The following is a 12,789-nucleotide window of genomic DNA, read 5'->3' on the forward strand; positions in this document are numbered from 1 at the left end:
CCGCTCCGCCTCCGGCAGGTCGGCCTTGGTGAACGGCCTGCCCGCCTCCGGCAGACGGTCCTTGGTGAACCGCCTGCCGGAGACCTCGCCGTTCAGCCGTCCGCACCCCCGACAGGGCGAGCCTCAGCCCGCCTCATCGGGCGGAGCGCCGCGCCGAAGCGGCTCAGTTGTAGGGGTTGTCGTAGGTGTAGGTGCTCTTGGTCCGCATCTGGTACTGGCCGTTGCTGCCGAACCATCCTCCGGTCACGTCGAACCGGACGTTGCGGACGGTGCCGCCGAAGTTCACCTCGCCGCTGTACAGGTACGCCTGCTGGCATCCGGACATCGACGTCGGGCCGGTCTGCGTCGGCGAGGCCGTGCTCGTGCCGTTGACGTTGATCGTGAAGTAGGGCTGCGGGTAGGCGTGCTGCCAGCACAGCCGCAGCGAGTAGCGGTACTTCGTGTTCCCGTCGTCGAACGCCACCGTGCCGTCCAGGAGGGCCAGCTGCGTCGCGTAGCCGTCGTTGCTCACCAATTGCAGGTAGACCGGCTGGTCCGCGCCGTACGCCGCGTGCGCGGGGCTGAGCGGCACGAGCGCAGCGGCCGTCGCCGCGACGGCCATGGCGATCGACGTCGTCAACCGACGTCCTCGCGAGCGTGGGATCAATTCGCACCTCATCCGTTGCAGGAGTGCCGAGTGCCCGGAGGGTATTTCGACATGGACGGGCCGATCCAGCGCGGCGATCGCGGGGCTCGATCCGGTCGGGCGTTAAACACCGCACTCCCGGGGACCTTGGGAACGCCGTTCCGCCCCGACCAGGACAGAGAGGGGCGACAAACCCGGTCAAAATCCCGCTATGACCGCTGAATGTTTCATACGGCGCTAGAGAGGACAAAGCGGCCCCCGGCGTTATCCCGCCGGGGGCCATGTCACAACTCCGGTCACAACTCCGGTCACAGCTCCGGTCGCGGTCAGCAGATCTTGTAGTCCTGCCGCGACGAGTTGTACGCACAGGAGTCGGCCGGCGCGCCGGAGGCCTTCCGCAGGTACGCCTTGTCCTTGGCCTGGTTCCAGATGTAGGCCGGCGTCCCCCCGCTCCCGCCCCAGTAGAGGGTGGTGGAGGTGTTCTTTCCCCTGCCGGTCCGCAGGGTGAGCGTCTTCCCGGCTCCGAGAGTGCACGCCTCAGCGAGCGGGTCCCTCGGCCACGGCGTCGAGCAGTTCGTCCACCGCCTTCCGGTCGGGCAGCGAGGGGCTGGCGCCGGGCAGCGTGGTCGCCAGGGCTCCGGCGGCCATCCCCCGGCGGATCGCCGCGGCGGTGTCGAGGCCCGCCGCGAGGGCCGCGCCCAGGGAGCCGGTGAAGGCGTCGCCCGCGGCGGTGGTGTCCACGGGCGTGACGGGGTAGGCCGGAAAGTGCCGGGTGCGCCCGGGGGTGACCGACAGCGCGCCGGCCGACCCGAGCGTGATGAGGGCGTGCCGCACACCGCGGTCGAGGAACCAGGCCCCGGCCCGCTCGGCGGACTCGACGTCGGTGACCTCCACTCCGGTAAGCGCGGCGGCCTCGCTCTCGTTGGGGGTCACGACGGCGACGTACGGCCACACCCGGTCGGGCAGCGGCTGCGCGGGCGCGGGATCGAGCACCACGGTCAGCCCGGCCCGTGCACCCGCCTCGGCCGCGTGACAGGCGACCTCGGCCGGGATCTCGAGCTGGAGGAGCAGCACGCCCGCCCTGTCGCGCACGGCCCGGATGCTCTCGTCCACCATCTCGGCGCTGAGGTCCGCGTTGGCGAGAGGAGTCATGACGATGTCGTTCTCGCCTGACGCGTCCACCCTGATGTGCGCGACGCCCGTGCGGTTGCCAACGGAGCGTACCTCCGTCAGCGCCACGCCGCAGGAGCGCAGCGCCGACGAGACGATCTCGCCGAACGGATCCGTGCCGACGCAGCCGACCAGCCAGGTGGGCGCTCCCGCACGAGCGGCGGCGACCGCCTGGTTCGCGCCTTTCCCCCCGAGGACCACGGTGACGTCGTCGCCGAGGACGGTCTCTCCCCGGCGCGGGAGGCGGCGGGTGAAGGCGGTGACATCCGCGGAGATGCTCCCGACGACGACGACACCTTTCGGTTCCATGGCGTTCCTCCTGTTTCGGGCTGCTTCAGGGATGTCAGGAGACTCGGCCGAGCGTCTCGATCGCGTCGATCATGAGATCCCAGAACCGGTCGCGGTCCAGCCCGATCCCGACGTTCGCGTTGGGCTCCCAGTCCATCCGGCGGTGCAGGTCGGCCACGGTCGCTCCCCGGGTGTGCCGGCCGTCCAGCTCGATGCGCAGGCCCACCCGCTCGTACGTCATGACCGTGGGATCGATCAGGTACGCCACCGTGATCGGGTCGTGCAGCGGCGGCGCGGGGAACCCCCAGGTCTCGTGATAGGTGGAGCCGAAGAAGGTGAGCAGTTCCACGCAGACGCGCGCGAGCGGGGTGCCGAGCGCCTGGATCCTGGCGAGCACGTCGGCGGTCACCAGCGCCTGGTGGCTGACGTTGAGCCCGACCCACGTGGTCGGCACGCCGCTGCCGAGCACCTCCGCCGCCGCCTCCGGGTCGGCGTAGACGTTGAACTCCGCGTACGGCGTGTGGTTGCCGCGATCCGTGGAGCCACCCATGATCACGATTTCCCTGACCCGCTCGCGGTCCTCCGGGTGACGGCGCAGCAGTGTGGCGATGTTCGTCAGGGGGCCGATGGCCACCACGGTCACCGGCTCGGCGGCGTCCGCCAGCGTGTCGTGGATGAGGTCCACGCCGTGGCGGGGGTCGAGCGGGACGCTCGGCTCCCCGAACGCCGGGCCGTCCAGGCCGCTCTCCCCGTGCACGTAGTCGCCGATTTCGAGTGGCGCCGCGAGCGGGCGGTCGCAGCCGGCGGCGACCGGCACATCGGTGACGCCGGCCAGGCTCAGCATCCGTCGCGCGTTGAGCGCGGTCTTCTCCACCGTCTGGTTGCCCGCGACCGTCGCGATCGCGCGCAGGTCGATCGCCGGGTGGGCCACCGCGAGCAGGATGGCCATGGCGTCGTCGTGCCCGGGGTCGCAGTCGAGGATCACCGGGATCGCCGGCATGTCAGATCTCCTTCGCGAGCCAGCGGACCGCCCGCGTGAACAGGGTGCGGTAGCCGTCCCAGGAGACGAACTCGTCGGGGCACCAGTGCGGCGCGATATCGGAGGCCCAGGCGAGCGTGCGGCCCGCCCCGGCCTGCCGTACGGCGAGCAGGGGGTCGCCGCCGACGGTCGCGAGCAGCGTGGCGTCCTCGGGCAGCGCGAAGCGGTTGTAACCGAGCAGGTCGGGCCACTGGACGGGAAGCCCGGCCACGATGGGGTGCGCGTCGCCGGCGAGCAGGCCGGGCACGCCCTGCGGGGCCTCGACGCGGTCGTCGTAGCGGGAGATCCGGGCGGGCAGCACCCGCTCGACCGCCGTACCGGCGAAGGCGGCCTTCGCCTCGAAGCCCTGGAAGCTCAGGTAGCCGCCGGCCATGGCGAGGCCACCGCCCTGCTCCACCCAGTCGGCCAGCAGGTCGATCCGGTTGACGGTCTTCTCGCTGGCCAGCCAGGTGGCGGGGTGCAGCAGGATGCTGTTGGCCCCGATGTCGGAGAGCACGATCACGTCGTAGACGGCCAGCGCCTCGGGCGTGCCGGGGAACAGCGCGGGCACGTCGTGCGCGGGCAGGTGGTCGACCTCGATGCCGTCGGCGACCAGGACGTCCCGCAGCGGATCGATTCCGGTGTGGTAGGTCGTCGTGGTGAACGAGTCGAAGCCCTTGAAGTGGGTCGACTGGCTCACCCACGATTCGCCGGCGACCAGCACGCGGGTCATGGAAATCGTCTCCTTCTGTTCGTGTGTGTGATCAGTGGCCGCGCGCGGCGGCGAGGAAGAGCTCTCGCGGGTTGGCCGCGAGCAGCCGGGTGGTGTCGTCGGCGGTCAGCCCGTGCCGGTGCAGACGCGGCACGAAGTGGGTGAGGATGTGGGCGTAGCCGGTGCCGCCGTAGCGGACGAGCATGGTCTTCAGGAAGACGTCCTGCGAGAGCAGGACGTGGTCCCCGAGCCCGGCGCGGACCAGCCAGGCCACCGCGGCGGCGTTCTCCTCGTCGCACGGGGACTGGCCCTCGCCCGGATAGAGGTAGTCCATGCCGCACATGTCGTAGCCGAGGTAGGCGCCGCGCAGTGCGAGGGACACCTGGTAGTCGCGGTCCACCCCGCTGGGGTTCAGGTGCGAGAGCACGGTACCGGCGAGCAGGCCGCCCTCCTCGGCGACGACGTCGAGCACGCGGTGGCCGTGCCGCACCCAGCCGGGGAGGTGGACCGAGAGCGGCACCCCGGTGCGGGCCTGCGCTCTGGCCGCGCCGCGCAGCACCTTCTCCTCCTCGGCGGTGAAGTCCGGCGAGACGCCGATCTCGCCGATCACTCCCGCGCGGACGCCGTCCACGCCCCCGCCGACGCCTTCGGTCAGGTCGCGCTCGATCTCGTCGGCGACGTCCGCCGCCGTCATCGAGCGGACCCGCGCGGGATGGGTCATCTCCAGGTAGAAGCCGCACCCCATGACGATGTTCAGCCCGGTGGCACGGGCGATCGCGACCAGCTCGCCGGGCGCCCGCCCGATCCCCTCGGGGGTCACCTCCAGCACCGTGCGCCCGCCGCGCTCGGCGAAGCGGCGCACCTCCTCGATCGCGGCCGAGGTGTCGTCCAGCGACACGTTGTCGCGCGAGAGGTACGGATCGTTGCGGAGCCTGCCGAGGAACTCCATCCGCAGGCGGTCGCGGGCGATCAGCTCGCCCTCGGCGTCACCCTCGGGCGCGGGGTGCCAGGCGCGGGCGCCGTCGTTGCGCAGGTGCTCGTGGCAGAGCGTGATCCCGAGGTCGTCGGGGGACACCGGGCCGAGCACGGTGTTCACAAGCGCCGTCGTCACGGCCGCAGGTGGGGTTGCGGACGTCATTTCCGGATCGCTCCGAACTTCGCCCACACCTTGCTGTTGGCGAAGATGGCCAGCAGCAGGATGCCGCCCTGGACGATCTGCACGTAGAACGGCGAGACGTGCAGCAGCACCAGGCCGTTGGCGATCACGCCGAGCGTGAGCGCGCCGAGGATCGTGCCGAGCATGCTCGCCCGGCCGCCGAAGAGACTGGTGCCGCCGAGCACGACGGCCGTGATGACCTCCAGTTCGAAGCCGGAGCCGGCGTTGGACGAGCCGGAGCTGAGGCGGGTGGCGATCAGCACGCCCGCGACCGCCGCCGCCAGGCCGGTGAGCACGTAGACGGTCAGCCCGACCTTCCGCGTGTTCACGCCGGCGCGGCGCAGCGACTCGCCGTTGGAGCCGAGGCCGATGACGTAACGGCCGAACGGCGTCCGGGTGAGGACGAGCCAGCCGACGAGCGCGATGATCACGGCGAGGATGGCCGGGACAGGGACCCCGGCGATGCGGCCCTGGCCGATCTGGACGATCCAGAGCTCGCCGTCGATAGGGGTCGAGTAGCCCTCGGTGGCGCGCAGCGCCGTGCCCCGCATGATCGACAGCATCGCGAGCGTGACGATGAACGGCGGGATGTTCTGGTAGGAGGAGAACCACCCGTTCACGAACCCGATCAGCGCGCCGAGCGCGAGGATCGCGACCAGGGCGAGGGTGGGGTTCCACCCGTGCTGCAGCACGATCGCGAGCAGCGACCCGGACAGCGCCACCGTGGAGCCGACCGACAGATCGATGCCCGAGGTGCTGATCACGAACGTCATCGCCGTCGCGACGACCAGCGTGGGGGCGATCTGCCGCAACAGGTTGAGTATGTTGCCCGTCGTGGCGAACCGGTCGGCGGAGAACGCGAAGAAGATCAGTAGGACCACCAGCACGACCGCGATCGCGATCGTCTGCGCGTGCCGGCCGATGTGGGCGTTGGCCCGGGCCGACCTGGTGGTGACGACCCGCTGGCTGGTCCCGGTCCTGGTGGCGGTCACCGTCGCTCCCCCTCCTTCTCTCCCTCGTCGTGGGCGACGATCTCGGACACGAGCCGTTCGAGACTCGTGTTCCGGGCGTCCAAGTCGGCCCTGACCGTGCCCTCATACATGACGCACAGCCGGTCGCAGACCCGGAAGAGGTCCTGCAGACGGTGCGTGATGAGGATGACCGAGACGTCCTGGGCCGAGACGGTCTTGATCAGTTCGAGGACGGTTTCGACCTCGGCGACGGCGAGCGCCGCCGTCGGCTCGTCGAGGATGAGCAGCTTGGGCCCGAAGGTCACCGCCCGGGCGATGGCGACCGCCTGCCGCTGGCCGCCGGACAGCCCTCCGACGGGGATGTCCGTCAGCGGGATCCGGATGTTGAGTGCGTCCAGGTGGCGCCGGGCGTCCGCGTGCATCTTGCTCAGGTCGAGCATCATCCCGCCGGCCTTGCGCGGCTCCCTGCCGAGGAACAGGTTCCCGGCGACGTCGATGTCGTCGCAGAGCGCGAGGTCCTGGTAGACCATCTCGATGCCCAGCTCGCGGGCGTCCTTCGGGCTGGCGAAGGCGACCGGCCGGCCGTCGAAGACGATCTCGCCGGAGTCCGGCACGACCGCGCCGGCCAGCACCTTCATAAGGGTGGACTTGCCGGCCGCGTTGTCGCCGACGAGCCCCACCACCTCTCCCGGGCCGACGCGCAGCGTCGGGCCGCGCAGCGCGTCCACCATTCCGTAACGCTTGCGGATGTCGCGCATGACCACTCGATCAACGCGACCCGCCTCTTGGTCCGTCATGTGAGTCCCTTCGCCGCTCACTTGAAGGTGGCGCGGTACGGGTCGACGTTGTCCTTGGTCACGATCGTCACGGGCACGTCGATCTTCTTCTTCGCCTGGGCTCCGCCGATCAGGGCCTTGGCCTCCTTGACGGCCTCGTAGCCCTCGGTCTTCGGATCCTGCTGGACCACACCGGCGACGAACCCCTCGTCGATGCCGTTGATGGCCTCCTTGGTCAGGTCCCAGCCGAAGACCTTGACCTGGTCGCCCGCGTTCTGCGACTTCACCGCGGCGACCGTGCCGAGCAGGGCCGGCTCGCCGGTGGCGTACACGATGTTCATGTCGGACCGGGAGGTGAGCAGGTTCTCCGCGGCCGTCATCGCGGCCTCCTGCTTGTTCTGCCCGTCGACCGTCTGCACGATCTTGGCGCCGGCGCCCTCGACGGTCTTGTTGAAGTCGTCCTTGCGGATGTTCTGGATGAAGGAGTTCAGTGCGCCCACGACGCCGATCTTCGGCGCGGTCAGGCCCTGCGCCTGGGCCCACTTGTTGACGAAGTCGCCCGCCTGCTGGGCCGCCGCCGCGTTGTCCACGCCCACCTGGGTGTCGACGGCGGGCGAGTCGACGATCGCGTCCACCGCGACGACCTTCAGCCCGGCGTCCTTGGCGATCTTCACGGCGGGCTTGATGCCCTCGACGTCGATGGCGACCACGATGACCGCGTCGAACTGCTGCTGGACGAAGTTGTCGACGGCCTCGTTCTGCTTGGCCGGGTCGTCGTTGGCGTTGAAGATCGTGAGGTCGACGTTCGCCTCCTTCGCCGCCTGCTGTGCGCCGGCATTCATCTCGTTGAAGAAGATCGCCTGCTGGTTGATCTGGACGAGCCCGACCCGCGGCCGGTCTCCGCCGGAGCCCCCGGAAGAGCCGGAGTCGTCTGAGCCGCCACAGGCCGCCGCCAGCAGGCCGGTGGCCAGGATCGTCGTCGCCGCTGTCAGGCGGATGAGCCTCGTGGATCGCGCCATGAGAGATGAGCCTTTCGGGGGGCCGGGCAGGGATGGGGCATCGATCGGGTAATCGATTACCCGAGTTTCGGGCATGCTAGTGGGACCAAAAAAGCACCGTCAAGGTGCAGTTTCCTCACTAAACCCCTATCGTTCCTTGTGATCCCAGCAGCCCGGGACGGCAAAAGGTCGATCGTTGGCAAAGATCAAGGGAAATCGATTACACGATGGGCGTGACGATTCACGACGTGGCACGAGCGGCCGGCGTCTCCGTGGCCTCGGCCTCCCGTGCCCTCTCCGGGCGGCGCAAGGTCACGCCCGAGATCGCCGAGCGGGTGGCGCGCGCCGCCGCCGAACTCGGCTACCAGCCGAACGCGGTCGCCAAGGCGCTGCGCGACCAGACCACCGGCACCATCGGTATGGTCGTGCCGGGCATCGGCAACCCGTTCTTCACGACGATCGTCGAGGCTGTGGAGCGCGAGCTGCAGAACTCCGGCACCGACCTGCTGCTGTGCGCGTCCCAGTACAGCCCGCAGGTCGAGGCGCGCAGGCTGGAGACCCTGCTGGCCCGGCGCGTGGACGGACTGATCATCAGCCCGTGCGACATCGAGGCCAGCGTCCCCGCGGTGCTCGACGCGGCCCGCCGGGTGCCGCTGGTGCAGCTCGACCGCTACATCGAGGGCGGCGGGGCCGACTGGGTGGGCGTGGACGACGAGGCCGGGCTGGCCCTCGCGGTCGATCACGTGATCGCGGGCGGGGCCCGCTCGGTGGTCTTCGCCGGTAGCCGGCTGGTGAGCTCCTCCGCCCGCCTGCGGCTCAGCGGGTTCGAACGCGCTGCCGCGCGGGCCGGTGTGGAGGTTCTGCCGCCGCTGCTGGGCGAGTTCACCCTCGAATGGGGCATCGAGGCCGGGCGCGGGCTGCTCGACGCAGGTCGGCTGCCGGACGCCGTCGTCTGCGCGAACGACGAGATCGCCGTGGGCCTGGTGCGGTCGCTGCGGTTCGGCGGCGCGCGGGTCCCCGAGGACGTGGCCGTGGTGGGGTTCGATGACGTGGGGCACGCGACCATGTGCGACCCTCCGCTCAGCACCGTGCGCCAGCCGGTGGAGGAGATGGCGGCCGAGGCCGTGCGCCTGCTCGGCCAGCTCAAGGCCGGCGACCCCCGGCCCGCGCAGCGCATCGCCATCGCTCCCAGGCTTGTCGTACGGCAGACCAGCCGACCGGTGGCGGCCGGCGTCGAAGGGTAAGCGAGGAAAGGAGGCCGCGTGGACGAGGCGGTCGAGCTGGCACGCGAGCTGATCAGGATCGACTCGGTGGGCGGAGGCGAGGCCGCGGTGGCCGAACCCCTCGCGAGACGGCTGTCGGACGCCGGTTTCGCGGTGCGCACGCATGCGCACGCGCCCGGCCGCACCGGGCTGATCGCGCGCTGGGGGACGGGCGAACCGGTGACGCTGACCGGGCACCTCGACACGGTGCCGCTGGGCGGGCAGGCGTGGCGGCACGCGCCGCACGGCGCGGAGATCGACGGCGACCGTCTGTACGGGCGCGGTTCGAGCGACATGAAGGCCGGCGTCGCCGCGCTGGTGGTCGCCGCCGAACGGCACGTGCGCCGTACCGGGCCCAAGGCCGCACTTGAGATGGTCTTCACCGTGGGCGAGGAGACCGGCTGCGAGGGCGCGGCCGACATGGTGGCCGCGGGCCTGGTGAGCAGGTCGCGCGCGCTGCTGGTGGCCGAGCCGACCGCCAACCGGGTGCTGCTCGGGCACAAGGGCGCGCTCTGGCTGGAGGCCACGACGCGAGGCACGACGGCGCACGGCTCGATGCCGCACCTGGGCGACAACGCGATCTACAAGCTCGCCCGCGTCATCGGCGCCGTCGAGACGTTCGACCCCGGGGTGCCGGAGCACCCGTGGCTCGGCCCGTCCACGGTGAACGTGGGAACGGTGCGCGGCGGGATCAACGTGAACTCCGTGCCCGACCTGGCCGCCGCGACCATCGACCTGCGCACCGTCGCCGGCCAGGACCACGGCAGTCTCCGTGAGCGGCTGCAGGCCGCGCTCGGTGACGAGGCGACCCTCGACGTGCTCGTGGACCTGCCCGCGATCTGGACGGAGCCAGACGACCCCTTCGTACTGGCCCTGGTCGAGGCGGGGGCGGGCGCGCCCGGCGACCATCCCGCGGCCAGCTACTTCACCGACGCCTCGGTCCTCGCCGCCGCCTGCGGCGGGGGGCCCACGGTCGTATGCGGCCCGGGCGAGCCCGAGCAGGCGCACGTCACCGACGAGTACTGCCTGGTCCACCGGATCGAGGACGCCGTCGAAATCTACACAGCCGCCCTCGGGCACCTCGCCTGATCGCGTGAGCGGGTCGGATTGTGGCAAGGTGATCATCAAACTTCCGGTGACCCCGAGGAGGTCGCGTGCGCGACATGTCCCCGCCCCTGCACATGCGACGGGACGGCTTCCATCCCGCCCCGGAGCTCTCCGCGCTGCGAAACGACGAGGGGGTGGCCCGGATCCGCACCGTTTTCGGCACCGACGCCTGGCTGGTCACCAGATTCGAGGACGTCCGTACGGTGCTGAGCCATCCCGAGCTGTACAGCAACGCGCTCGTGCCGCCGCTCCGGCCGCCCGGCGCGCCGCCGCCCAGCCCGGAGGAGGTCGCCGCGATGCGCGCCGGCAACCTGCTCGGCTCCGACCCTCCCGAGCACACCCGGCTGCGCCGGATGCTCACGGCCCAGTTCACCGTCCGCCGGATGCGCCGGCTTGAGCCCAGAGTCCAGCAGATCGTCGACGACCATCTGGACGCCATGGAGCGTGGCGGGCCGCCCGCCGATCTGGTGACGGACTTCGCCCTCCCGGTTCCCTCGCTGGTGATCTGCGAGCTGCTGGGCGTGCCGTACGCCGACCGGGCCGGCTTCCAGGACACGTCCAAGCGGATCCTCGACGTGTCCCTGTCGCCGGACGAACGCGCGGCGGCGGCAGCGGAGTCCCGGGCGTACATCGCCGGCCTGATCAAGACGTTCCGGAAGGATCCCGGTGAGGACCTGCTCGGGATGCTCGTACGCGAGCACGGCGACGAGCTGAGCGACACCGAGCTCTCCGGCATCGGCAGCCTGCTGCTGCTCGCCGGGCACGAGACCACGGCCAACATGCTGTCTTTGGGCACGCTCGCCCTGCTGCGGCACCCCGGCCAGCTCGCGCTGCTGCGCGACGAGCCGGACCGCGTGGACGCCGCCGTCGAGGAGCTGCTGCGGTGGCTGAGCATCGTGCATTCCGGCACGGTCAAGCTCACCACGACCGAGGTCCGGCTGGGCGATCGGACCATCGGCCCCGGTGAGACCGTCATCTGCTCACTTCCCGCCGCCAACCGCGATCCGGGACTCTTCTCGAACCCGGACGACCTGGACATCCGCCGGGATGCCGTCGGCCACGTCGCGTTCGGGCACGGCATTCACCACTGCCTAGGGGCTCCCCTGGCCCGCATGGAGATGCGAATCGCGTTCCCCGCCCTGCTGAGCAGGTTCCCCGGCCTGCGGCCGGCGGGCGAGCCGCTGTTCCGCTCCATGACCGTCGTACACGGCCTGACCACGATGCCGGTCACCTGGTAGGCGTCCTGGCGGGCGTTCCGCTCACCGCCGAGCGGCCGGCCCTCCGGCGTGCGACGCCGAGGGCCGGCTCTCGCCGGCACCAGTCGCGATCACGGACCTTGGCGATCAGGTCGTGGGACGCGGATCCGGCTGCGCCGGCATGGGGCGGTGGGTGCGCAGCCGCACGGCGTGGTCCAGCACGCCGTGGTCGTAGGCGGTCTCCGCGTGCAGCGCCAGATCGACGCCGGACACCTCGTCCTCCTCGCTCACCCGGAAGCCCATCAGCCGGTGGATCAGCTTGCCGATCCCGTAGGTGACCGCGAAGGCGTACAGCGCGACCACCGGGACCGCCAGCGCCTGCTTGCCCAGCTGGGCCAGCCCGCCACCGTAGAGCAGGCCCTGGGGGCCGTCGGCGCCGGTGAGCGAACGGGTGGCCAGCAGCCCGATGAGCAGGGTGCCGACGACGCCCCCGACCAGATGCACGCCGACCACGTCGAGGGAGTCGTCGTAGCCGTGCCGGAACTTCCAGCCGACCGCCTGCGAGCAGATCATGCCCGCGGCCAGGCCGATCACCAGGGCGCCCAGCACGTCGACCGAGCCGCACGACGGCGTGATCGCCACCAGCCCGGCCACGACGCCGGAGGCGACCCCGAACGTGGTGGGGTGGCCGTCGCGGCGCTGCTCCACCAGCAGCCAGCCCAGCAGGCCGGTGCACCCAGCGGCCAGGGTGTTGAGGAAGACGGCGGCGGCGGTGCCGTCCGCGGCCATCGCGGAACCGGCGTTGAATCCGAACCAGCCGAACCACAGCAGCCCGGCGCCGAGCAGCACCAGCGGCAGGTTGTGCGGTCGCATGGCCTCCGCCTTGAACCCGATCCGCGGCCCGAGCACCAGGGCCATGGCGAGCCCGGAGGCCCCCGAGGTGATCTCCACGACGAGGCCGCCCGCGTAGTCGAGCGTGCCCATGGCGTGGATCCAGCCGCCCGTGCCCCACACCCAGTGAGCGATGGGCGCGTAGACCACGAGCGCCCACACCGGGACGAAGACCATCCAGGCCGAGAAGCGGGCCCGGTCGGCGATGGCGCCGCTGATCAGGGCCGCCGTGATGACGGCGAAGGTGAGCTGGAACGTCGCGAACAGCAGCGTCGGCACCTGCCCGGTGACCGACCCGACGGTGATGTCGTGCAGCCCCACGTGGGTCAGGCCGCCGATCAGCCCCCCGATGTCGGGGCCGAACACCAGGCTGTAGCCGATGGCCAGCCAGACCAGGGTGACCAGGGCGATCGAGACGAAGCTCATCATGATCATGTTGAGCACGCTCTTGGCCCTGACCATCCCGCCGTAGAAGAAGGCCAGGCCCGGCGTCATCAGCAGGACGAGCGCGGTACAGGCCAGGAGCCAGGCGGTGGCGCCGCCATCTACCTTCACCGGCATGTCATCGCCTCACACTCCTCAGGGTGGTCGTCCGGCGGTTCCACCACCGGCGCACCAT

General features: G+C 71.0%; 12 protein-coding genes. 3 read left to right on the forward strand and 9 right to left on the reverse strand.

The genetic code is table 11. From position 1 onward, the window contains the following. Positions 1 to 163: 163 nt before the first annotated feature. From BXA11_RS05855 to BXA11_RS05890, 8 genes are all read right to left on the reverse strand, one after another. Positions 164 to 619: a hypothetical protein gene (locus BXA11_RS05855; RefSeq protein WP_076433376.1), complete on the reverse strand. Its 456-nt coding sequence runs from the start codon at positions 617 to 619 to the stop codon at positions 164 to 166. A 543-nt stretch (positions 620 to 1,162) separates the two neighbouring features. Beyond that, on the reverse strand, positions 1,163 to 2,104 hold the full coding sequence (locus BXA11_RS05860) for a ribokinase (protein ID WP_076433378.1): 942 nt from the start codon (positions 2,102 to 2,104) through the stop codon (positions 1,163 to 1,165). A gap of 34 nt (positions 2,105 to 2,138) precedes the next feature. After that, the gene (locus BXA11_RS05865) at positions 2,139 to 3,083 is read right to left on the reverse strand and encodes a nucleoside hydrolase (RefSeq protein WP_076433380.1); all 945 of its coding nucleotides are present in this window, start codon (positions 3,081 to 3,083) and stop codon (positions 2,139 to 2,141) included. A gap of 1 nt (position 3,084) precedes the next feature. Beyond that, positions 3,085 to 3,834 carry a glutamine amidotransferase gene (locus tag BXA11_RS05870; RefSeq protein ID WP_076433382.1) on the reverse strand — a complete coding sequence of 250 codons (750 nt, stop codon included), beginning with the start codon at positions 3,832 to 3,834 and terminating at the stop codon, positions 3,085 to 3,087. Positions 3,835 to 3,865: 31 nt separating this feature from the next. After that, complete coding sequence (locus BXA11_RS05875) at positions 3,866 to 4,924, reverse strand: phosphotriesterase family protein (RefSeq protein ID WP_239104900.1); 1,059 nt, start codon at positions 4,922 to 4,924, stop codon at positions 3,866 to 3,868. A 23-nt stretch (positions 4,925 to 4,947) separates the two neighbouring features. After that, positions 4,948 to 5,961 carry an ABC transporter permease gene (locus BXA11_RS05880; RefSeq protein WP_083743987.1) on the reverse strand — a complete coding sequence of 338 codons (1,014 nt, stop codon included), beginning with the start codon at positions 5,959 to 5,961 and terminating at the stop codon, positions 4,948 to 4,950. After that, the gene (locus tag BXA11_RS05885; RefSeq protein ID WP_036404367.1) at positions 5,958 to 6,737 is read right to left on the reverse strand and encodes an ATP-binding cassette domain-containing protein; all 780 of its coding nucleotides are present in this window, start codon (positions 6,735 to 6,737) and stop codon (positions 5,958 to 5,960) included. The genes BXA11_RS05880 and BXA11_RS05885 overlap by 4 nt, the downstream gene beginning before the upstream one ends. Positions 6,738 to 6,754: 17 nt before the next feature. Then, complete coding sequence (locus BXA11_RS05890) at positions 6,755 to 7,735, reverse strand: substrate-binding domain-containing protein (RefSeq protein WP_083743988.1); 981 nt, start codon at positions 7,733 to 7,735, stop codon at positions 6,755 to 6,757. A 206-nt stretch (positions 7,736 to 7,941) separates the two neighbouring features. On the opposite strand from BXA11_RS05890, the gene BXA11_RS05895 reads away from it, so the two are divergent. The 3 genes from BXA11_RS05895 to BXA11_RS05905 all read left to right on the forward strand — a co-directional run bounded on the left by BXA11_RS05895 (position 7,942) and on the right by BXA11_RS05905 (position 11,321). Beyond that, complete coding sequence (locus BXA11_RS05895) at positions 7,942 to 8,958, forward strand: LacI family DNA-binding transcriptional regulator (protein WP_030505062.1); 1,017 nt, start codon at positions 7,942 to 7,944, stop codon at positions 8,956 to 8,958. An 18-nt stretch (positions 8,959 to 8,976) separates the two neighbouring features. After that, positions 8,977 to 10,065, forward strand: coding sequence for a M20 family metallopeptidase (locus tag BXA11_RS05900; protein ID WP_076433386.1), 1,089 nt, complete (start codon positions 8,977 to 8,979; stop codon positions 10,063 to 10,065). 74 nt (positions 10,066 to 10,139) lie between these two features. After that, entirely contained in the window at positions 10,140 to 11,321 is a 1,182-nt protein-coding gene (locus BXA11_RS05905; RefSeq protein ID WP_076433808.1) for a cytochrome P450, read from the forward strand. Between the two features lie 105 nt (positions 11,322 to 11,426). Here the strand turns inward: BXA11_RS05905 and BXA11_RS05910 are convergent, their stop codons facing one another. Further along, positions 11,427 to 12,731: an ammonium transporter gene (locus tag BXA11_RS05910; RefSeq protein ID WP_076433388.1), complete on the reverse strand. Its 1,305-nt coding sequence runs from the start codon at positions 12,729 to 12,731 to the stop codon at positions 11,427 to 11,429. Positions 12,732 to 12,789: the final 58 nt, after the last annotated feature.

Origin of the sequence: Microbispora rosea (genome assembly GCF_900156315.1) — a bacterium.
GTDB classification, from domain to species: domain Bacteria; phylum Actinomycetota; class Actinomycetes; order Streptosporangiales; family Streptosporangiaceae; genus Microbispora; species Microbispora rosea.